At 63.8% G+C, this 19,925-nt stretch carries 18 protein-coding genes; 12 read left to right on the forward strand and 6 right to left on the reverse strand.

Features of this window, described 5'->3' with window-relative positions:
- A partial coding sequence (locus tag VEK15_12855) for a DUF417 family protein (GenBank protein HXV61579.1) occupies nt 1-487 on the forward strand: 487 nt, incomplete at its 5' end.
- On the opposite strand, the gene VEK15_12860 is transcribed toward VEK15_12855, so the two are convergent.
- On the reverse strand, nt 449-1,471 hold the full coding sequence (locus VEK15_12860) for an asparaginase (protein ID HXV61580.1): 1,023 nt from the start codon (nt 1,469-1,471) through the stop codon (nt 449-451). The two genes, VEK15_12855 and VEK15_12860, sit on opposite strands and share 39 nt — an antisense overlap.
- 71 nt (nt 1,472-1,542) lie before the next feature.
- On the opposite strand from VEK15_12860, the gene VEK15_12865 reads away from it, so the two are divergent.
- Nucleotides 1,543-1,848 carry a helix-turn-helix transcriptional regulator gene (locus VEK15_12865; GenBank protein ID HXV61581.1) on the forward strand — a complete coding sequence of 102 codons (306 nt, stop codon included), beginning with the start codon at nt 1,543-1,545 and terminating at the stop codon, nt 1,846-1,848.
- Entirely contained in the window at nt 1,845-4,538 is a 2,694-nt protein-coding gene (locus VEK15_12870; protein HXV61582.1) for an ABC transporter permease, read from the forward strand. Before VEK15_12865 ends, VEK15_12870 begins: the two co-directional genes overlap by 4 nt.
- Here the strand turns inward: VEK15_12870 and VEK15_12875 are convergent.
- From VEK15_12875 to VEK15_12890, 4 genes are all read right to left on the reverse strand, one after another.
- On the reverse strand, nt 4,516-5,073 hold the full coding sequence (locus VEK15_12875; protein HXV61583.1) for a hypothetical protein: 558 nt from the start codon (nt 5,071-5,073) through the stop codon (nt 4,516-4,518). The two genes, VEK15_12870 and VEK15_12875, sit on opposite strands and share 23 nt — an antisense overlap.
- Nucleotides 5,074-5,132: 59 nt before the next feature.
- The gene (locus VEK15_12880) at nt 5,133-6,746 is read right to left on the reverse strand and encodes an SMP-30/gluconolactonase/LRE family protein (GenBank protein ID HXV61584.1); all 1,614 of its coding nucleotides are present in this window, start codon (nt 6,744-6,746) and stop codon (nt 5,133-5,135) included.
- Nucleotides 6,743-7,600: a heme-binding protein gene (locus tag VEK15_12885; GenBank protein ID HXV61585.1), complete on the reverse strand. Its 858-nt coding sequence runs from the start codon at nt 7,598-7,600 to the stop codon at nt 6,743-6,745. The genes VEK15_12880 and VEK15_12885 overlap by 4 nt, the downstream gene beginning before the upstream one ends.
- Before the next feature lie 84 nt (nt 7,601-7,684).
- Complete coding sequence (locus tag VEK15_12890) at nt 7,685-8,089, reverse strand: hypothetical protein (protein HXV61586.1); 405 nt, start codon at nt 8,087-8,089, stop codon at nt 7,685-7,687.
- A gap of 121 nt (nt 8,090-8,210) precedes the next feature.
- On the opposite strand from VEK15_12890, the gene VEK15_12895 reads away from it, so the two are divergent.
- Genes VEK15_12895 through VEK15_12915 form a run of 5 tightly spaced genes read left to right on the forward strand, consistent with a single transcriptional unit; the run spans nt 8,211 to nt 13,138 of the window.
- Nucleotides 8,211-9,140, forward strand: a complete 930-nt coding sequence (locus VEK15_12895; GenBank protein ID HXV61587.1) for a sugar phosphate nucleotidyltransferase — start codon at nt 8,211-8,213, stop codon at nt 9,138-9,140.
- Nucleotides 9,137-10,135: a VOC family protein gene (locus tag VEK15_12900; GenBank protein ID HXV61588.1), complete on the forward strand. Its 999-nt coding sequence runs from the start codon at nt 9,137-9,139 to the stop codon at nt 10,133-10,135. The genes VEK15_12895 and VEK15_12900 overlap by 4 nt, the downstream gene beginning before the upstream one ends.
- A gap of 42 nt (nt 10,136-10,177) precedes the next feature.
- Nucleotides 10,178-10,426 (forward strand): zf-HC2 domain-containing protein, encoded by a 249-nt coding sequence (locus VEK15_12905; protein ID HXV61589.1) that lies wholly within the window; start codon nt 10,178-10,180, stop codon nt 10,424-10,426.
- The gene (locus VEK15_12910) at nt 10,426-12,369 is read left to right on the forward strand and encodes an amylo-alpha-1,6-glucosidase (protein HXV61590.1); all 1,944 of its coding nucleotides are present in this window, start codon (nt 10,426-10,428) and stop codon (nt 12,367-12,369) included. Before VEK15_12905 ends, VEK15_12910 begins: the two co-directional genes overlap by 1 nt.
- On the forward strand, nt 12,362-13,138 hold the full coding sequence (locus VEK15_12915) for an aquaporin (GenBank protein ID HXV61591.1): 777 nt from the start codon (nt 12,362-12,364) through the stop codon (nt 13,136-13,138). The genes VEK15_12910 and VEK15_12915 overlap by 8 nt, the downstream gene beginning before the upstream one ends.
- Nucleotides 13,139-13,140: 2 nt before the next feature.
- Here VEK15_12915 and VEK15_12920 read toward each other — a convergent pair whose 3' ends face one another.
- Nucleotides 13,141-13,773, reverse strand: coding sequence for a sigma-70 family RNA polymerase sigma factor (locus tag VEK15_12920; protein ID HXV61592.1), 633 nt, complete (start codon nt 13,771-13,773; stop codon nt 13,141-13,143).
- 137 nt (nt 13,774-13,910) lie between these two features.
- On the opposite strand from VEK15_12920, the gene VEK15_12925 reads away from it, so the two are divergent.
- The 4 genes from VEK15_12925 to VEK15_12940 all read left to right on the forward strand — a co-directional run.
- Nucleotides 13,911-15,824 (forward strand): tetratricopeptide repeat protein, encoded by a 1,914-nt coding sequence (locus VEK15_12925; protein ID HXV61593.1) that lies wholly within the window; start codon nt 13,911-13,913, stop codon nt 15,822-15,824.
- A 106-nt stretch (nt 15,825-15,930) separates the two neighbouring features.
- Nucleotides 15,931-16,770 carry a DM13 domain-containing protein gene (locus tag VEK15_12930; GenBank protein ID HXV61594.1) on the forward strand — a complete coding sequence of 280 codons (840 nt, stop codon included), beginning with the start codon at nt 15,931-15,933 and terminating at the stop codon, nt 16,768-16,770.
- A 10-nt stretch (nt 16,771-16,780) separates the two neighbouring features.
- Nucleotides 16,781-18,154: an NAD(P)/FAD-dependent oxidoreductase gene (locus tag VEK15_12935; protein HXV61595.1), complete on the forward strand. Its 1,374-nt coding sequence runs from the start codon at nt 16,781-16,783 to the stop codon at nt 18,152-18,154.
- Nucleotides 18,039-19,925: glucosidase (locus VEK15_12940; GenBank protein ID HXV61596.1), on the forward strand; the 1,887-nt coding region annotated here is incomplete at its 3' end. The genes VEK15_12935 and VEK15_12940, both read left to right, overlap by 116 nt.

A 19,925-nucleotide genomic window follows, 5' to 3' on the forward strand; every position in this document is an offset into this window, starting at 1 on the left:
GGGGGAGTCCATCCTCCGCTACGGGTTGGTGCTGTTGATCTTGTGGTTTGGCGCATTCAAGTTCACGCGAGCCGAGGCCGAGGCGATTCAGCCCCTTCTCGCCAACAGCCCACTTTTGTCCTGGGTCTACGAGCTGGCGTCCATCGAGGGCGCAAGCCGCATGATCGGAAGCGCCGAGATCGCCATCGCGCTCTTGATCGCGCTTCGGCCTGTCTGGCCGAACCTTTCCTTGCTGGGAAGCCTCGGTGCCATCGGAATGTTCCTGTCGACTCTCAGTTTTCTTGTCACGACGCCTGGCATGTGGGCATGGGTGGAGGGCATTCTGGTTCCCTCCGCAGCCGGGGCGTTCATCGTGAAAGATGTCATTTTGCTTGGCGCCGCTTCCTGGACCGCTGGCGAAGCACTAACAGCTTACGAGCGACGCAAAACCGACAGGTGGGCGGGCTCATCAGTTGATTTCAGTCAATCCCGTGAGCTCGCCCGATAATCTCCGGAAATAGCTCTGGATGGTCGCTCGGTCGCGCGTCGTCCCTAGAGCGGCAACAAGAAGCAGGCGTGCTTTGAGCCCGTCGAGATCTTCGGCCGACACGACCCCCATCTCCGTGGCCTCGCGTCCGAGCGCGACTCGGCCTCCCCCGGTGCGGGTCGCGTAAACGACGACCACCTTCTTGGAGATGGCCTCCCCGACAGCCTCGGCGACCTCGGGAGGCACGTTCCCGCGGCCGAAGACCTCGACGACGATTCCTTTGGCGCCGGACTCCAGGGCATGCCGTATCAGACTTCCGTCGCTTCCCGCGACGAGCGAGACCAGAGCAACGGCAGGCTCCACGCGAGCCACCGAGAGCTCGAGCCGGCGCGCGGGACGATGGAAGAGATAGATCTGTCCGGAGTCCACCTGGCCGAGCGGCCCCACCCACGGGGAGGCGAACGCGTTGAGGGCGATCGAATGGGTCTTGCGAACGTCGCGCGCCGCGTGAAACTCGTCGTTGAGGGTCACCAGCACGCCGAGGTCGCGCACTCCCGGATGAGCGGCCAATCGGATCGCGTTCAGCAGATTGCGTGGACCATCGGTGTCGCTCTGCCGCGCGGGGCGCTGGGCGGCGGCAAACACCACGGGCCTTCCCGCGGGAACCAATAGGTCGAGCAGGAACGCCGTTTCCTCCAGCGAGTCCGTGCCGTGGGTGATGACGATTCCCGCGAGGTCGCGCCTCGTCGCGAACAGCTCGTTGACCCGCTGTGCGAGTCCGAACTGAAGCTCGGGAGTCATCCGCGAGCTACCAATGTTGGAGTAATCTTCGACGCTCACCGTCGCGACATCCGCGAGCTCGGGCAAGAGCTCCATGAGGTCCCTGGCCTTGAGCGAGCTCCCGCTCCCACCGGCGATCGTGCCTCCCGTTGCCAGAAGGTGGACGTGAGGAGGCTCCTGAGAGAGTAGAAGGGCAGTCAGCAAAAGACTGGAAAGAAGCGACATCCCTCACCTTTTATCACAAGGTTCCGCCCCTTCCTTGACAATTATTCTCACTTTCGAGAATAATTGAGCTCGTGACCGAGGCGATCTTCCACATTCTTCTGAGTCTTCGCGACGGGCCTCGCGATGCCGAAGCCATTCTCGCGCAGATGCGGGCGCTCGCTCCGAACGTCAAGCCCCCGGCACTCGCTTCTTTCTATCGCGCTTTGAAGAAGGCCTCGGCTAAGCGCTATCTCGCCGTGACGCGAATCGCCGAGTCGGGAGCTCGCGGCCGGCCTCGCCAGTTGTACCGGATCACGCGCTCGGGCCGGACCGCGCTCGAGGCCGAGGCGAGGAGGCTCGAGCGGCTGGCCATGGCGGCGCTCGAGGCACGAAAATGACGAACCTCTCGCGCCTGACGTCCCTCTTAGCCTGGTTGACGAAGATCTACTCGCCGGAGTTCCAGCGGTGGTTCGCCCACGACATGCTCACCCTCTTCGAGCTTCAGTGCGAGGAAGTCCGACGGCGAAGGGGAAGAATTGGACTCACCGCCTTTGCCGCACGCACCTTTGCCTCGGTCACCTTCTTCGGGATCGTGGACCGGCTGCCCGCCCTCATGGCCGAGGTTCGCGTCCGTCGCAAGAGGGAGGGGCCTATGTCCGCATTCGCTCACGATTTACGTCAAGGCGTTCGAACGATGACGACGAGCCCGGCCTTCGCCATCATCGCCATCCTGACGCTGGCACTCGGTATCGCCGTGAACGCGACGATATTCAGCCTCGTAAGCACTCTTCTCTTCAGCGAGCTTCCCGTCGGCGACCCCGATCGGTTCGTATTTCTATGGGGAACGAACGAAAGGGCGGGTGAGAACCGCTCCCCCCTCACTCTGAGAGAGGTCGACGAGCTCAGGAAGCATTCCGAGAGCTTCTCGGGCGTGAGTGCTCTCCTCGAAGGCTCCTTTGTTCTTACCGACGATCAGCAGGATCCGGCTCGCGTGATCGCCTTTCGGGTGACTGAGGACTTCCACGACGTGTGGGGCATCGACACGGTGGTGGGCAGACGGTTCTCTTCCGGCGACGACCGCCCTGGCGGACCTCCCGTCGTCATCCTGAGCCACGGTTTCTGGGACCGCCGCTTTGGAAGGGACCCGGGGGTCATCGGCCAGGTTCTCGAGCTCGACGGGGAGGCTCACACCGTCATCGGCGTCCTCTCTCCCCAGATCGAGTACGGAAGCATCGCGAACGTCGACGTGTGGCTGCCGCTGGGCCTCGACCTCCAGACGGCTTTGCCGGGAGAGCGCGGGTCGTTTACGACCGCTCGGCTGCGAACTGGCGTCAATGTGGAGCGCTCGCAGCTAGAGGTCGCGCTCATCGCGTCGCGACTCGAGGGGGAAGATCCGGCGCTCTACCGGGGCTGGGGGGTCCGTGTCAGCCCCATCGCCGAGGAGCTCTTGAACGAAGAGGACGAGGCGCTCGTCCTCGTGACCATATTCAGCGTCGGGTTGGTTCTGCTGATCGCCTGCGCCAACGTCGCGAACCTCTTCATGGCTCGGGCCACGTCGCGCTCTCGCGAGGTCGCGGTGCGGCTGGCGCTCGGCGCCGACCGCGGGCGGCTCGTCCGGCAGCTCATGACCGAGGGCCTCGTGCTCGCGATCGTCGCCGCCTCGCTCGGCCTGATCCTCGCTCGCGGGCTTCTGGGCGTGCTCATCGTTCTGAGCTCCGATCAGCAGTGGATCTACCGGACAGCCGATCTCGACCGCCACGTCCTCGCGTTTACGCTCGGGATCTCCCTCCTCACCCCGCTCGTCTTCGCGCTGGCACCATCGCTGCGCGCCTCCCGTACCGACGTGGCGCAAGCTCTGCGACAGGGTGGACGCTCGGGCGTTGGACGGGCCTCGCTCCGCTCGCGGGGTTTCCTCGTTGCCGCGCAGGTGGCCATGGCCCTGTCGCTCATGATCGTCACCGGGCTTCTCGTCCGCACCGCGTTTCATTTGCGACAGCTGGACCTTGGTTTCGAGACTGACGGGCTCCTCACGGTCGAGATCCGGCTTCCGGAGCGCGATTACGGTACCGAGGATTCGCGTCGACGGTTCTATGAAGAGCTGATCGTTCGAAGCGCGGCGATACCGGGTGTGACCCACGCCGCGGTCGTGAGTCATCTGCCCTTGTCTCTCGTGGGTCCCGCGCGGCCTTTTCTCGTGGAGGGTGCCGGCTCCGAAGAAGAGGAGCGTCCGAGAGCGCAGTTTCTCATCGCGAGCCCAGATTACTTCGATACGCTCGGCGTCCCCCTCGTCGGCGGACGAGCATTCCAGGACAGCGACACCGCGGCGTCGCCTCGAGTTGCGATCGTAAACAAGAAATGGACCGAGAGGTACGGGACGGATGGAGCTCCTTTGGGCACGCGAATCCGGCTTGCCGAAGAGGAGGGCTCTCCCTGGGTCGAGGTGGTTGGTGTGGTCGGGGATGTGATCGACGTGGACATCGCCGAGGCGAGCGGTGTGAAAGAGCTGAGCGTCCCTCAGGTCTACTTGCCTCTCGCCCAGGCACCGATTGCGAGGATGTCCCACGTTCTTCGAACCGAAGCGCATGAAGCGACGCTCGCCGGTGCCGTTCGAGCGAACATCCGTGCCATAGACCCGGATCTGGTCGTCGTGGAGACCCGGACCATGAAGGAGATGAGCGAGGAGATCTATGCGAGCTCCAATCCCATCCTCGTGCTCTTCCTCGTCTTTGCCGCCTTCGCGCTACTGATGGCGTCGATGGGAATCTACGGCGTCACGTCCTACGCCGTGAGCCAGCGAGAGCAGGAGATCGGAATACGGATCGCGCTCGGGGCGAGCCGACACGACGTTTCTCGCATGATCGTTCGCCAGGGCGGTCGTCTGGTTCTGGCGGGTGGGGTCTGCGGCCTCGCGCTCGCTTGGCTCCTCGGCCGGCTGCTCGCCGCGACTCTCATCGGCGTCAGCCCGGTGGACCCGCTCACATTCTTGACGGTGCCCGTCGTGCTCGTACTCGTTGCCTTTCTCGCCAACTACGTGCCGGCGCTGCGGGCGACGCGGGTCGACCCGATCACCGCGTTGCGAGCCGAGTAAACACTGCGCTCGAAAGTGCGCTCAGAACGGAGTGGCACACCGCCTCGCGGATCTCCGGCAAGTCGTGAAAATTTCCCAGGTAGAGCTCCGCCCAGAGCAGGGTGCTGTCGGCCAATCGGACGAGTCGCGCCGACAGCCGCAGTTCGTCGTCGACCAGGGAGAGGTCCGCATCGAGAACGAAATCGGCGTGAACCCGGTTGCCGAGAGCGAGCGCGTCGCGGTCGAGGCCGCGGGAGCGCTCGTTGGAGGCGACGGGCACCACATCGATCTCGGGCCACACGGCGAATTCCACTACGAGCGCGTCGGTCCAGTCACCCACGAGATGATCTCCGGATGCGAGGGGAAGCACGGCGAGGCGAGTGGGCTTCAGCGTGTCTACGATCGATGGCGGTTTGAGAGTCGAAGCCTGCCGGCTCTGCGCGAGATAGGCCCAACCCGCGAAGGGGTTCACGAGGCAGAACAACAGGAGGATCAGGACCTTGCCGTTCTCGAGGACGAAATCCCGGGTCGACGCCCGACTGCCCAAGCTGGCCATAGTGCCGTTCCAACCATCATTCTAGATCCAACCGTTGGAGTTGGAACGGCACCTGCCATCTACAAGCCGGGAACGAGCAGCGGTAGCCGATAGAGCGTCGTGCGGGCCGTCAGGTAAAGCGTCTTTCCATCGTCGCCCCAGGCGAAATTCGCGGGCAGGCGGGGAGTACGGATCGTTCCCAGGTGCGCTCCTTCGGGGGAGAGGATCCAGATCCCGCCGGGACCGCTCACGTAGAGGTTCCCTTCGACGTCGACCTCCAGACCGTCGAGGGCTTCTTCTCCCGGGGCGGCCGTCATGTCGTAGAACAGATCCCCGTTACCCAGAGTCCCATCCGGCTCGACCGGATACCGCATGACGACCTTGCGCTTCGGGTCCCAGTTGGCGACGTAGAGAAAATCCTCGGTCGGTGAGAAGTCGATCCCGTTCGGTCCGATGAGGTCGTTCGCCAGGAGCTCGAGCTCCCCCTGCCGCAGCCGGTAGATGCCGCTGAAGTCGAGCTCCTTGGCGGGATCCTCGTACACGTCGGGAAGTCCGAAAGGGGGATCGGTGAAGTAGATCGAGCCATCCGACTTGACGATGAGATCGTTCGGGCTGTTGAGTCTCTTCCCCCGGTAGCGATCCGCGAGCAGGTCGAGGGACCCGTCCTTGCCGAGCCGGCTGATGCGACGGTTCCCGTGCTCCGCGATTACCAGCCCGCCTTCTTTGTCGAGCCCGAGTCCGTTCGAGCCGGGCTGATGGTAGCGTGCGATGTCGGCTCCATCGTAGCCGCTCTTCTCACGAAAGACGCGGAGCCCGTCGTCAGGTACGTACTCGTAGATCGCGTTTTCGTTGGGATCGCTGAACAGCAGGTGGCCGTCGGACGTCCACACCGGACCCTCGATGAACCTGAATCCGTCGGCGAGCTTGAAGAGCTTGGGGTTCAGGGGAACGATCCGATCGATCGCGGGATCGATTCGCACCACGTCGATGTTGACCTCGTGGGGTTGCACCGCCACCGGTCCCGAGTTTCCGCTTCTCTCCTTCGAGTAGAAGTCGAGCTTCGCCAGGCGCATCCAGATGTAGTTCGTGGGCGATGCGGAGATGGGACCGTTGATTCCGAAAACGGCGAGCTGAATTCTCTGCCCCGGCTTCAGATTGCGTCCGATGACGAGCCGGTTCGACGCGTTCCAACCCTTGACCACCGAGCCGCCGCTTTGTCCGAGGGCGCGGGGGAGCTCTCCGTCCACCCACACCTCGGCGTAGTCGTCGAGGGACGTTTCGAAGACGGCCGTCCCGCCCGTCGTTTCGAAGGTCCCGACTCGCTCGGGGACGGTGATGCGGACTCGGTACCAGTTGAACGAGACCTTTCCCGGCGTCAGACGGGCGTCGAGATCCGAGGGAGCCAACACCTGCCAGCTCGAATCATCGTAGTCGGCCCAGCCGGCCTTGGGCTCGTAGTCGTAGGCCTTGTTCGGCGTCGCCGATGGCTGCCCATCCGGACCTGCCGCACGGAACGCGCGCTCGACGATGGCGACATCGTGGTAGCGCCACTCGCCTTTCACCTGGGCGACGCCCTCGAGCGTCGTCAGGTCGATGGTGGCGTCGGGCTTCTCCTCGAGCCAGCGAGGATCGGCGCCCCAAGTCACGGGCGCCGCGGCCAGGATCAGAGGCAGCAGGAGTCCGCGGCCCGTCATGAAAGCACCTTCACGACGTAGTAGTCGACGACTCCGTCCACCTCTTTGAACCAGTGGGGTGTGCCCTGGGGGACAATGATCACATCGCCCTTGGTGAGGCGTCTCGTGGTTCCGCCCTCGATTCCGGCGCCCCGGATCTCTCCCGGCGCCGTCGTGCGGCCGTCGACCACCTTTCCGCCGGTGACGAACGTGGCCGAGCCATCGAGAACGTAGATGATGTCGGTCTCTTTCTGGTGGATCTCGGACTCGCCTCCCTTGTCGCGGTGGCTTGCGTGAACCTTGTAGTCGCTCAGCTCGATCAGGGGTGCACCCTTCTGAAAAGCGGCCCGCACCTTGTCGCTCTCGAGATAGAAGATCTCGTCACTCGACATCCTGCCCATGCCGTCGGATAGCGCCGCGGCGCCAGCCACAGCGATCTCTTCGTCCTGCGCCGCGCTCGCGGCACCGCTCACCCCGATGGCGCCAATCACCTCGCCGTCCACCGTGACGGGAACCCCGCCCTGAAGCGGGGTGAAATCGTCGAGGGCCACCATGGTGGTCCGGCCCTGGTTGACGATGTCCTCGAAGACCTTCGTCGGTCTTTTGAACAGGGCGGCGGTGCGCGCCTTGCCCTCGGAGATACGGGACCCGGCGGCAAACGTACCATCGAGGCGAACGAGATACAGCAGATTCCCCCCCTGATCGACGACGGCGATGGCGGCGCCCGGGGCTCCGAGCTTGCGGGCCGTGTTTTCCGCGGCGTCCGCCACGGCGCGAGCGCCCGCGATTCCGAGGTTCTTCGTGGAAACCACTTGCCCCGAAGCGGTGACGGCGGCCGTCAACAGCCCCAAGAGCATCCCGATTCTGATTCGCATGACTCTTTCTCCTTTTACTTGACTGACGCGAAACCCGCGCCGCCGGCCGGAGGGATGGACCCCGGCCGGCGGATCGCGTCTCCCCTATTTCACCGGCTCGGGGAAGCTCGCCTCGCCGAGAAGCGTCTCCGCCCAGGCGCACCAGATCTGGACCCTGGCGATGTCCATCACATACGACGGAACCACGATCCTCTCGTTGTAGTGGTCGCCCTTGATGAGCAGTCGCTGAAGCAGGTAGACGTTCCCCTTCGAGTCCACCACCTGCCAGTGAGGTGCGGGAGTGTCCGGAACGACGAAGTCGTTCGAGAGGGTGAGGACGTTTTCGGATCCTTCCTTGCTATGGGTCACCGTGCCTTTGTTGGCCTTGGGACCCATGAAGGGGCCGCTCTTGTGCATGTCGCTGGCGAGAGCGGGAAGGACCGATAAGCTGACGGCGATCAGAATCGCGCCGAGCACCCGGGTCCGTCCCGGTACATTGTTCTGAAACATCTGAATTCTTCCTCCTGTGAGTTGCGTTCTCTCGAAACGAACAGATGAACGATCTTCGAAAAAGTTTCAGAAACCGCTCCCGGGGCCGCTGCATCTCTGCAGTAGCCGAGGAGGGATGCGGATGAGTTGGTCGATTGTTCTTGCGGGGGGCAAGGGAGAGCGTCTCGCTCACTTTACGGCGAGATGGCTGGGGCGCTACATACCGAAACAATACTGTGCGTTCGTCGGAAGAAGAACGATGCTCGAGCACACGCTCGACCGGGCGTGTCAGATCTCGTCACCGGACGAGGTCATAACCGTCGTGGCCCGGGAGCATCGCCATCTCGCGCGCCGTCAAGTTCGGGACGGGATCATCGAACAGCCGGTGAACTGCGATACCGCGGCCGGCATCCTTCTTCCTCTGTCCTATGTACGGCGACGAGACCCGGGAGCGACGGTGGCGATCTTTCCCTCGGACCACTTCATCTACCCCGAGGAACGTTTCCTCGAAGCGGTGCGCGTTGCCCTTACCGCCGCGGAGAGCTTGGCTCCGCGACTCGTACTCCTCGGGGTCGTTCCCGATACCCCGGAGCGCGACTACGGGTGGATTCTGAAGGGTCGTGGCCTCGCCCGGATCGACGGCAAGCCGGTTCATTCGGTGAGGTCGTTTTTCGAGAAGCCCACCGCCGGGGTCGCACGGAATCTGCGCGAGGACGGTGGGCTCTGGAACACGATGGTCCTGGCGGCGAAGGTCGAAACGCTCTGGCGCCTGGGTTGGCGCCACGTTCCCGAGCTGATGTTCCGCTTCGAGAGCCTCGTCGAGGCTGTCGGAACGCCCCTGGAGTCGCGGGTGCTCACGTCGATCTATCGAGACATGCCCAAAAAGAACTTCTCGCGCGATCTGCTGGAGCGCGCCCGTCAGGAGATCTCGGTCATCGAGCTCGAAGATGTCCAGTGGAGCGACTGGGGTAGAGCGGAGCGGATCGAGCACAGTCTTTTGCGGCTCGGCAAGCGCCCCGCCTGGAAAGAGCCTGCGCCATGGCCGATGGCGCTGGCGGGAGGTGTGGCATGAGCTTCGTGACCCTCACGATTCTGACGTTCCTGCTGGGCACCGATCCGGCCGTCCGGGTTCAGGCCATCGGCATGACCGTTTCCGACATGGACCAGGCGATTGATTTCTATTCGCGGGTTCTGACCTTCGAAAAAGTCTCGGACATCGAGGTCTGGGGTGATGACTTCGAACGGTTGCAGGGCGTCTTCGGCGCCCGTCTGCGCATCGTTCGCATGCGGCTCGGCGGCGAGGAGATCGAGCTGACGGAATACCTCGCGCCGGAAGGCCGCCCGATTCCGGTGGACTCGCGCAGCAACGACCGTTGGTTCCAGCATATCGCGATCATCGTGAGCGACATGGACCGGGCTTATGCCCGGCTGCGCGAGCATCGGGTTCGACATGCCTCGTCGGGACCTCAGAAGCTTCCCGACTGGAACCCCAATGCGGGAGGCATCGAAGCGTTCTATTTCAAGGACCCGGACGGTCGTCCGTTGGAGATTCTGGAGTTCCCGCCGGACAAGGGTGACCCCAAATGGCATCGTTTGGAAGACGCGGGCAGCCTTTTTCTCGGAATCGACCACACGGCGATCGTCGTCGAGGACACCGACGAGAGCCTTCAGTTCTACCGTGACCGGCTCGGCATGAACGTGGCCGGCGAGTCGGAGAATTACGGTCCCGAGCAAGAGCGTTTGAACAACGTCTTTGGCGCTCGACTGCGTATCACCGCACTTCGAAGCCGGGGGGGCCCGGGGATCGAGCTCCTCGAGTACCTGACGCCGCGCGACGGCCGTCCCATGCCCCCGGACGAGCGTGCGAACGACGTCTTTCACTGGCAAACGCTTCTGGTGACGGAAGACACGTCCTCGTTGGCCGAGGCTTTGTGGTCGGCCCGGGTGATTTTCGTGTCTCCCGGGGTCGTTACCCTGCGCGATTCGAGCTACCCCTTCCCCAAGGGGTTTCTCGTCCGGGATCCCGATGGGCATGTCATGCAAGTCATGGAAACCGCCAACCGGTGAAACCCTTCGTTGTCCATCGGCATCGATCCCTTGGGAGGTGGTATGACCTGTCGAGAGTTCATCGACTTCATCCGGGACTATCTGGAAGGGTCGCTTCCGCCCGCAGAGCGAAAGAGCTTTAAGGAACACTTGGCCCTCTGCCCGTCCTGCATGGCCTATCTGGAGACGTACCAGCAGACGATCCTTCTGGCGAAGGAGGCGTTTCGTGACCTCGACGCAGCCGTTCCCGAGGAGGTGCCCGAGGCGCTCGTCTCCGCCATTCTCGCGGCAACGGACAGGGAGAGAGCGTGATGGATATCGAGCGCGCCCGCAGCCAAGAGTGGCTCGAGGCGGATGGTCTGGGAGGCTTCGCGTCCGGTACGGTCTCGGGCGTTCGCACCCGGCGCTATCACGCGCTCCTGCTCGCGGCGACGACACCTCCCACCGGACGAGTCGTGCTCGTCAACGGGTTCGACGCCTGGATCACGACCGGCTCGACGACGGTTCCACTCACCTCCCAGCTCTACGTCCCCGGCGTCCGCCATCCCGATGGGGAGACGCGCATCCGGAGCTTCGAGACCGAACCCTGGCCGACGTGGATCTATCGTCTCGAGGACGGAACGGTGGTCCGCCAGGAAGTGGTTGCCTGGCACGAGAAATCGACGGTCGCCTTAACCTTTGCGCTCGTCGCGGGGACGAAAGGCGAGCTCACCGTGCGACCCTTTGTTTCCGGACGCGATTACCACGCCCTTCATCACGAGAATCCGGCTTTCCGCTTCGACGCCGACGTCGACGGCGAGCGGGTCGTCTTCAGGCCCTACGACGGATTGCCGCCCATTTCCTCCATCGGCAACGGGGTCTATCGCCACCACCCCTTGTGGTACCGAAACTTCCTCTACGAGAACGAGCGCGATCGGGGGCTCGATTTCTCCGAAGATCTGGCTTCGCCCGGTGAGCTCACGTTCGACCTCCGCAAGGGGGAAGCCATCTGGATCATTTCGAGCGACGCGGGCGTCCTGGAGGGAACGACCGCCGCGGATCTCCTCGCGCGCATTCGTACCGCCGAAAGGAAGCGACGTGACGCGTTTCCCTCGAGGCTCCACCGGGCTGCCGACGCCTATCTCGTGCGCCGGCGGGGCGGGAGCACGATCGTGGCCGGCTATCCCTGGTTCACCGACTGGGGACGGGATACCTTCATTGCCCTTCGCGGCTTGTGTCTCGCCGGGGGGCGGCTCTCGGAGGCGGAAGCGATCCTGCTCGAGTGGGCGGACGCCGTGTCCGAGGGCATGCTTCCCAATCGGTTTGCCGACCGTGGCGAAGCGCCCGAGTACAACTCGGTCGATGCCTCGCTGTGGTACGTCGTCGCCGTTCGGGATTTCTTGAAGAAAGTCCGAAGGCCGCGTCCGCGGCTCACCGAAGCGTGTCACGCCATCATCGAGGGGTACGATCGCGGCACGCGATACGGCATTCGAGCGGATGAGGACGGCCTTCTCGCCTGTGGAGAGCCGGGCGTTCAGCTCACGTGGATGGATGCGAAAGTCGGCGGCTGGGTCGTGACCCCGCGCATCGGAAAACCCGTGGAGGTCCAGGCTCTGTGGTTGAACGCGCTTTCGTTCTCGCTGGAATGGAAGGCTCGTCTCGAAAAAGGCCTCTCGTCTTTCGAACGGAAATTCTGGTACGAGGACGGCGGCTATCTCTACGACGTCGTGGACGTCGACCATGTTCCCGGCACGTTCGACCCCTCGCTCCGGCCGAACCAGGTCTTCGCCGTGGGGGGGCTGCCCGACGTCGTGCTCCGGGACAGGAAGAAAGCGCGGGCGGTCGTCGACGTCATCGAGCGGAAGCTCTGGACGCCCCTCGGACTGCGCTCGCTTTCACCTGACGATCCCCGGTACGTGCCGCGCTACCAGGGAGGCGTCGTCGAGCGCGATGGCTCCTACCATCAGGGTACTGTCTGGCCGTGGTTGATCGGCGCCTTCGTCGACGCCTGGTCCCGAGCTCATGGACGACGTGGGGAGGCCAAGACGCGGTTCCTCGATCCGCTCCTGCAGCACCTCGATGACGCCGGCCTCGGCCATCTCCCCGAGATCGCGGACGCCGATGCGCCCCACACGCCGAGAGGGTGTCCCTTCCAGGCCTGGTCCGTGGGAGAGGCGCTCCGCGTCGCGCAGATGAGCACGCGAGTGGGCCGGCGCCCGACGAAACCGCGCCCGGGAGCCGCGAAGCGGCCACAACCGCCCTCCGCCCATGCTTGACGCGCTGAGACGCCACTGGCCAGAGTACGCCATCGAAGCCGCGGCCCTCGGCTTCTTCATGATGTCGGCCTGCTCTTTCGGAGTCGCCTTCGAGCACCCGAGCTCGCCGCTGAACGCGCTCCTCCCGCCGTTTCCACGCCGGGTACTTACGGGTCTCGCCATGGGCACGACGGCGATCGCCATCGTCTACTCACCGTTCGGGAAGCGCTCGGGGGCCCACATCAACCCGGCCTTTACGCTGAGCTTCTTCCGACTCGGGAAGATCGAAGCCTGGGACGCACTGTTCTACGTCCTGGCTCAGTTCGCTGGCGCCGTCGGCGGAGTGGCGCTCGCGTCGAACCTGCTCGGGCATTTCGTCTCCCACCCGAGCGTCAATTACGCTGCCACCGTTCCGGGCACCGCCGGTGTTCCCGCGGCCTTCGTCGCCGAGCTCGTCATGGCTTTCGTCATGATGACCGTGGTCCTCCATGCGACCAATACCAAGCGCGTGGCGCGCTTCACCGGCCTGATTGTTGGGCTTCTTGTCGCGACCTTTATCAGTTTGGAAGTGCCGGTTTCCGGTATGAGCATCAACCCCGCCCGAACGTTCGGCTCCGCTGTTCCTGCGAGACTGTGGACGGCCCTTTGGCTCTACTTCACCGCGCCACCCCTCGGCATGCTTCTCGCCTCCCAGCTCTATCGAACCTCCCGAGGTCGGGTCCTCTGCGCCAAGCTCCATCACGACAACCGCGAGCGCTGTATCTTTCGCTGCGGGTACCGCAGCGCCTGATATCACGCCCCGGTTTGGCCGAAGTGAGGCGCCAGCAGCCCTCGGAGCGCCTGGCGCGCACGATGCAGCCGCACTTTGACGGTGTTGGGAGTGACGCCGAGCAACTTCGCGACCGACTCCGTGTCGAGCTCCTCGATGTCGCGGAGCAGGAGTACGGTTCGGTAGCGCTCGGGTAGCCGATCGATCTGGCCGCGAACGAGAGCCACGACCTCCTCGCGCTCGAAAACGCTGTCCGCGGGAGCACCCCAGGAGCTGGACTCCCGCGCCTGGTGGCCGTCGGCGAGGAATTGAGGGAGTAGCTCTTCGATCGACTGTTCCGGCTTCCGCCGGCGCGAGCGAAGCTTCATGAGCGAATAGTTCACCGCGATCCGCGACAACCAGGTGCCGAGTCGGGCGTCGGCTCGAAAGCCATCGAGCGAGCGGAAGGCGGCGACGAACGTTTCCTGGACGGCGTCGCGGGCATCCTCCTCGTTGCCCAGGAGTCGCCGGCACAAGGCCAGAAGCTTCCGCCCATGCGTGCGCACGAGCTCTTCGAAAGCCGCCTGGTCGCCGGTGCGCAATCGCGCGATGACATCGGATTCGTCCGGGCGGGGATAAGTGGTGGTGGTTGTGCTGGCGGCTAACTGAGCGTTCATGGTCTCCATCCTTGGCCGGGGCGTGGTGGGCCGGCTCTGAGGGAGTGTTGCTCGGCCTCTTCGAGAAGGCCATCCACCCGCGGACAAGTGCGCGTCACGAAAAGGTCTCCGTCCAACCCATTGATGTGATTGAGAAAATGGATTTGGCTCGCGCGCTGAAAAACGGTTGCGGTATCCTCTCGGCGATGGAAGGCGGGAAATTCGGGGTGGGGGTGTTCCGGTTCGGCGCGTTCGAGCTCGACGCCGCCGAGAAAGAGCTGCGAAAACACGGGATCCGGGTAAAGCTTCAGCAACAGCCGTTCCTCGTTCTGTGCCGTCTCGTGGAGCGGCCGAACCATCTCGTCACCCGTGAAGAGCTGCGCTCCGAGCTTTGGTCGGAGGAGACCTTCGTCGACTTCGACCACAGTCTGAACGAGGCGGTGAACAAGCTCCGGCTGGCGCTCGGCGATTCGGCGACCCATCCGCGATTCGTCGAGACGGTGCCCAAGCACGGCTATCGCTTCATCGCACCCGTGGAGGCGAAGCGGACTCCTCCTCCCGAGCCGCGGCCGCCAGCAAAACGCTCGCGCCTGACGCTATACGCGCTGGTGGCGTCCCTCCTGGTCGTGGGCACGGTCGCCCTGCGCTACGCGAGCCGGCGTTCCCCGCCGGCGTCGCCCCGGACGATCCATGCCGTTGCTGTCCTACCGCTCGAGAATCTTTCCGGCGATCCCTCCCAGGAGTATTTTTCTGACGGTATGACCGAGGAGCTGATCGCCCACCTCTCCATGATCGAAGCCCTGCACGTCATCTCGCCGACCTCGGTGCGGCGTTACAAGGGCTCGGACAAATCGCTCAAACAGATTGCCGCCGAGCTGCGCGTCGACGCGATCATCGAAGGGTCCGTCCGTCTCGCTCACGACCGAGTGCGCGTCACCGTCCACCTGGCCGATCCCGAGACGGAGCAGAGCCGATGGTCGGAGTTCTACGAAGGCGCGGCGGACGACCTCTTTGCCATCCAGATGGAGCTGGCGAAAACCATCGCCCGGGAGATCCTTCTCGAGCTCCCACCGCAGGACGAGGCCCGGCTCGCCGCAGGAAAGGAGCGAAAGCCCGAAACCTACCAGGCTTACCTGAAGGGCCGATACCACTGGAATCGCCGGACCGAGGCCGACTTCCTGAAGGCGATCGAGTACTTCAGCGAGGCCCTGAGCTACGAGCCCGACTACGCGAGAGCCTATGCCGGGCTGGCGGACACCTATAACCTCCTCGCGGTCTATAACATGCAGCGACACCGTAGAGCGATGCCGCGAGCGAAGGACGCGGCCTTGCGGGCAATCGCCCTCGACCCGAAGCTCGCCGATGCCCACGCCTCGCTTGGCTGCATTCACTTCCTCTATGACTGGGATTTCCCCGCATCCGAACGGGAGTTCCAGAAAGCGATCGAGGTGAATCCGCGTTACCCGACGGCGTACCAGTGGTACGGCATCTACCTCGTCTCTCGAGGACGGACCGACCAGGCGCTCGAGATGCTGCGAAGGGCTCTCGAGCTCGACCCCATGTCCTTGAGCATCAACGAGAATCTGGGATGGGCCCTCTACGTCGCCCGCCGGTATCCCGAGGCCATCGCGCAGTTCGAGAAGACGCTCGACCTGGATCCGGCGTTCGGGCAAGGTCTTCGCTACCTGGGACTCACGTATCTGCACGTGGGACGAACAGAAGACGCTCTCCGCGTTCTGGAGCGAGCCCGTGCGGCCTTCCAGGGGGAGGCCGAGATCCGAGCCGACGTCGCCCTTGCTTTCGCTCTTGCCGGACATCGCGATGAGGCGCGGGAGCTCCTCGATGAGCTGATGCTGGCCTCGGAGGAGAGGTACGTTTCTCCGTTTCTCATCGCCCGGTTCCACACTGGCCTGGGGGAAACGGACGAAGCACTCGATTGGCTCGACAAGGCGTACGAGGACCGCGTCGCGAACATCGTCTTCATCGGTGTGGATCCGTTCTTCGACTCGCTGCGAGATCTCCCTCGGTTCCGAGACCTTCTCGATCGCGTCGGACTTCGCGAGATCGGCTGAGCGACAAGCGAGCCGGCCTCGGCTCGTGCTTCATTCTCGTTTACGTGAAACGCGCCATCCGCCCGGGCATCTCATAGAGGTGACGAATGAGGAGGTCAACCATTCCATGAAGAAACGTCCAATCTTTCTAGCAGTGGGAGCTCTACTCCTGGGCGGGCTCTGGTATCTGTTCCGTCCCGAGCTTCTGTTCGTAACCAAGAAAGTCAACGAGGAGTTCCCGGGAACGGCCGCAGTCTCGGCGGAGAGAAGCGGCGCGCCGTTTCTGAAGGGAACGTTCCACCCCGGCGCTCACGAGACGGTAGGCACGGCCGCCATACACGTCCTCGAGGGAGGGAAACGGGTTCTGAGACTCACGGACTTCCAGACGTCCAACGGTCCCGACGTGCGCGTCTTTCTCGTCGCCGCCGCGGACGCGATGGACAGCGACGCGGTCAAAACGTCCGGGTACGTGGATCTTGGAAGCTTGAAAGGCACCGAAGGCGCGCAGAACTACGACGTTCCCGCCCAGGTGGATCTCGATCAGTACCGGGCGGTCACGATCTGGTGCGCGCGTTTCGGAGTCAACTTCGGAACCGCTCCGCTGACGCCGACGAAGCCAGAAGCCTTGTCCGCGGGGACATTCCACGGCGTGGCCCACGAGACCGAGGGAATTGCCAGCATCTACCGGCTTCCCGACGGCAAACGGGTGCTGCGTTTCACCGGGTTCAAAACGTCCAATGGACCCGATGTGCAGGTCTACCTCGGCAAGGCGAAAGACGCCTCGGACAACGACAGCGTGACCCGCGCGGGCTTCTTCCACGTCGGAGCGCTCCGAGGGACCGAGGGGGATCAGAACTACGAGCTTCCCGACTCCCTCGACCTCTCGCAGTACCATTCGGTGACCATTTGGTGCCGGAGGTTCGGCGTAAACTTCGCCACGGCGCCGTTGCAGGCACCGCAGACCTAGCAGGCTAACCATGGCGCGGATCGTCATTCTCGGTGGAGGATTCGGCGGGCTCTACACCGCTCTCGAGCTCGAGAGGGTGTTGGCCCGCCGGAGCGACCTCGAGGTCACGCTGGTGAATCGGGACAACTTCTTCTTGTTCACCCCGATGCTCCACGAGGTCGCCGCGAGCGACCTCGACGTGACCCACATCGTGAATCCGGTGCGAAAGCTCTTGAAGCGAGTGCGTTTCTTCGAGGGAAACGCGGAGCAGATCGACGTCGAGAAGAGAACCGTGCTCGTCAACCACACTGACGGAAGCCACGGGCACGTACTGGAATACGATCAGCTGGTGCTCGGCCTGGGATCCGTCACGAACTTCTTCGAGCTTCCCGGGCTCGAGGAGCGTGCTTTTACGATGCGCACGCTCGGAGATGCCCTGGCGCTCCGGAATCGGCTCATCGCCAATCTGGAGGCGGCCGACTTCGAATGTGCCAGCGGCGTCCGCGATCCGCTTCTAACGGTCGTCGTTGCCGGCGGCGGGTTCGCCGGCGTGGAAACGATTGCGGGTATCAACGATTTCGTTCGCGAGGCGCTGCGCTTCTATCCGCACCTGAGCGAAGAGCTCATCAGCATGGTGCTGGTGCATCCGGGGGAGTATCTGCTGCCCGAGCTGGGTGAAAAGCTGGGACGGTATGCCCGAGACGTCTTGGCGTCGCGCGGCGTCGAGGTTCGTTTGAAGGCCCGAGTCGCCCGAGCCACCGATCGGGGCGTCGAGCTTTCGGACGGAACGTTCATCGACACCAACACGCTGGTCTGGACGGCGGGCAACTCGGTCCATCCGCTCATCGCAACTCTCCCTGCGAAGAAAGCTCGCGGCCGGCTCGTTGTGGATGAGTTCCTTCGGGTCGAGGAGAGTCCCGGTGTCTGGGCCCTGGGCGATTGCGCCTCCACGCACCCGCCGACGGCTCAACACGCGTTGCGCGAAGGCAAGCTCGTTGCCCGCAACCTGATTGCGGCGGTCGACGGTCGCGAGATGTCGCCCTTCGTCTTCCGAACGATCGGTCAGCTCGCCGCCATCGGACGGCGAACGGGGGTGGCGCGCATCCTCGGAGTGAACTTTTCGGGGTTCTTGGCCTGGTGGCTCTGGCGAACGATTTACCTCGCCAAGCTCCCCCGCTTCGAAAAGAAGGTTCGAGTCGCTCTGGATTGGGCGCTCGACCTGATGTTCTCCAAGGACCTGGTGCAGCTTCAGACGCCTCGCACCATCAGGAGACAGACAAGGAAGGACCATGAATCGCAAGAATCGAGCGGAGATCGAGCGCCTCGAGGAAGACTCCCGGCGCGTGAAGAACTGGAAACGATTCGGACCTTACCTCTCCGAGAGGCAGTGGGGGACGGTCCGTGAGGACTATTCCGCCTACGGAGAGGTCTGGGACTATTACTCCCACGAACAGTCCCGAAGCCGGGCCTACCGGTGGGGCGAGGATGGGCTTCTGGGAATCTGCGATCGCGAATGTCGCATCGCGTTCGCGCTCGCACTCTGGAACGGCCGCGACCCCATCCTGAAAGAGCGCCTCTTCGGGCTCACCGGCCCGGAAGGCAACCACGGTGAGGACGTCAAAGAGCTCTATTACTATATCGATTCGACCCCGACGCACTCCTACATGAAGGGACTCTACAAGTACCCGCAGGCCGAGTATCCCTACACTCGCCTGGTAGAGGAGAATCGGCGTCGCGGCAAGGATGCGCCGGAGCTCGAGCTCGTCGATACCGGGGTTTTCGACGGAGGTCGCTACTTCGACGTGGGCGTCGAGTACGCCAAGGCGTCGCCCGACGACATCCTGATCCGGATCACGGTCTCGAACCGCGGGCCCGAGCCGGCCGCGCTTCACCTGCTTCCAACGCTGTGGTTCCGAAATACCTGGTCCTGGGGCCGGACGGGCGAGGGCTATTGGCCAAAACCCCGTCTGGCCGCAAGGGATCGATCGACCGTCGAGGCGTTGCACGACTCTCTCGGGAGCTACACGCTCAGCGTAGCCGAGGGCGCCGAGCTTCTGTTCACCGAGAACGAAACGAACGCCGAGCGGTTGTTCGGCTCCCCGGGCTCGAGCCCCTTCGTGAAAGACGCGTTTCATGAGTACGTCGTCCGAGGCCGCTCGGAGGCCGTGAACCCGGCCCGGGTTGGTACCAAGGCGGCAGCCTACTATCGACTCGAGGTTCCCTCCGGAGGCGAGAGGGTAATCAAGCTACGGCTCACGGCCGGAAGTGAGGTGTCTTCGGATCCTCTTGGCGGGAGCTTCGATCGCACGTTCGCGGCACGACAGGAGGAGGCCGATGCGTTCTTCGAAGTCAAGCATCCCGAGCTTCTCACGTCCGAGGAACGAAACGTCGTGAGACAGGGCTACGCCGGCCTCCTCTGGTCGAAGCAGTTTTATTACAACGTGGTTCGCGATTGGCTCGAGGGGGATCCGGCCCAACCCAGCCCCCCCGAAGGCCGCAAGAGCGGCCGCAATCACGACTGGCCCCATCTCTACAATCGAGACGTCATCTCCATGCCCGACAAGTGGGAGTACCCCTGGTATGCGGCCTGGGACCTCGCGTTTCACATGATTCCTTTCGCCCAGGTCGATCCGGACTTCGCCAAGTCACAGCTCGTTCTATTCCTGCGCGAATGGTACATGCACCCGAATGGCCAGATTCCCGCCTACGAGTTCGCTTTCGGGGACGTCAATCCGCCGGTGCACGCCTGGGCCGCCTGGCGCGTCTACAAGATGACCGGGGCGCGAGGAGAGCGCGACCGCGTCTTCCTCGCCCGGGTGTTCCACAAGCTGCTCTTGAACTTCACATGGTGGGTGAACCGAAAAGATGCGAGCGGCAAGAATCTCTTTTCCGGAGGGTTCCTCGGCCTCGACAACATCGGGGTGTTCGACCGATCGCAAGCACTTCCCACCGGGGGGGAGCTCGAGCAAGCGGACGGGACGGCGTGGATGGCCTTCTACTGTTCCACCCTTCTCTCGATGGCGCTCGAGCTCGCGAGCGAGGACCCGGCGTACGAAGACGTCGCCTCCAAGTTCTTCGAGCATTTCATGGCCATCGTCGAAGCGATCAACCGCCTCGGCGGAAGCGGCCTATGGGACGACGAGGACGGGTTCTATTACGACCAGCTCCGCGTGGGC

Source organism: Vicinamibacteria bacterium (genome assembly GCA_035620555.1).
Taxonomy (GTDB): domain Bacteria; phylum Acidobacteriota; class Vicinamibacteria; order Marinacidobacterales; family SMYC01; genus DASPGQ01.

Excerpts from the sequence above, each read along its gene's own strand:
- VEK15_12860 (HXV61580.1), bottom strand. The coding sequence starts at position 1,471 with ATGTCGCTTCTTTCCAGTCTTTTGCTGACTGCCCTTCTACTCTCTCAG.
- VEK15_12870 (HXV61582.1), top strand. The coding sequence starts at position 1,845 with ATGACGAACCTCTCGCGCCTGACGTCCCTCTTAGCCTGGTTGACGAAG.
- VEK15_12875 (HXV61583.1), bottom strand. The coding sequence starts at position 5,073 with ATGGCCAGCTTGGGCAGTCGGGCGTCGACCCGGGATTTCGTCCTCGAG.
- VEK15_12880 (HXV61584.1), bottom strand. The coding sequence starts at position 6,746 with ATGACGGGCCGCGGACTCCTGCTGCCTCTGATCCTGGCCGCGGCGCCC.
- VEK15_12885 (HXV61585.1), bottom strand. The coding sequence starts at position 7,600 with ATGCGAATCAGAATCGGGATGCTCTTGGGGCTGTTGACGGCCGCCGTC.
- VEK15_12890 (HXV61586.1), bottom strand. The coding sequence starts at position 8,089 with ATGTTTCAGAACAATGTACCGGGACGGACCCGGGTGCTCGGCGCGATT.
- VEK15_12895 (HXV61587.1), top strand. The coding sequence starts at position 8,211 with ATGAGTTGGTCGATTGTTCTTGCGGGGGGCAAGGGAGAGCGTCTCGCT.
- VEK15_12900 (HXV61588.1), top strand. The coding sequence starts at position 9,137 with ATGAGCTTCGTGACCCTCACGATTCTGACGTTCCTGCTGGGCACCGAT.
- VEK15_12905 (HXV61589.1), top strand. The coding sequence starts at position 10,178 with ATGACCTGTCGAGAGTTCATCGACTTCATCCGGGACTATCTGGAAGGG.
- VEK15_12910 (HXV61590.1), top strand. The coding sequence starts at position 10,426 with ATGGATATCGAGCGCGCCCGCAGCCAAGAGTGGCTCGAGGCGGATGGT.
- VEK15_12915 (HXV61591.1), top strand. The coding sequence starts at position 12,362 with ATGCTTGACGCGCTGAGACGCCACTGGCCAGAGTACGCCATCGAAGCC.
- VEK15_12920 (HXV61592.1), bottom strand. The coding sequence starts at position 13,773 with ATGAACGCTCAGTTAGCCGCCAGCACAACCACCACCACTTATCCCCGC.
- VEK15_12925 (HXV61593.1), top strand. The coding sequence starts at position 13,911 with ATGGATTTGGCTCGCGCGCTGAAAAACGGTTGCGGTATCCTCTCGGCG.
- VEK15_12930 (HXV61594.1), top strand. The coding sequence starts at position 15,931 with ATGAAGAAACGTCCAATCTTTCTAGCAGTGGGAGCTCTACTCCTGGGC.
- VEK15_12935 (HXV61595.1), top strand. The coding sequence starts at position 16,781 with ATGGCGCGGATCGTCATTCTCGGTGGAGGATTCGGCGGGCTCTACACC.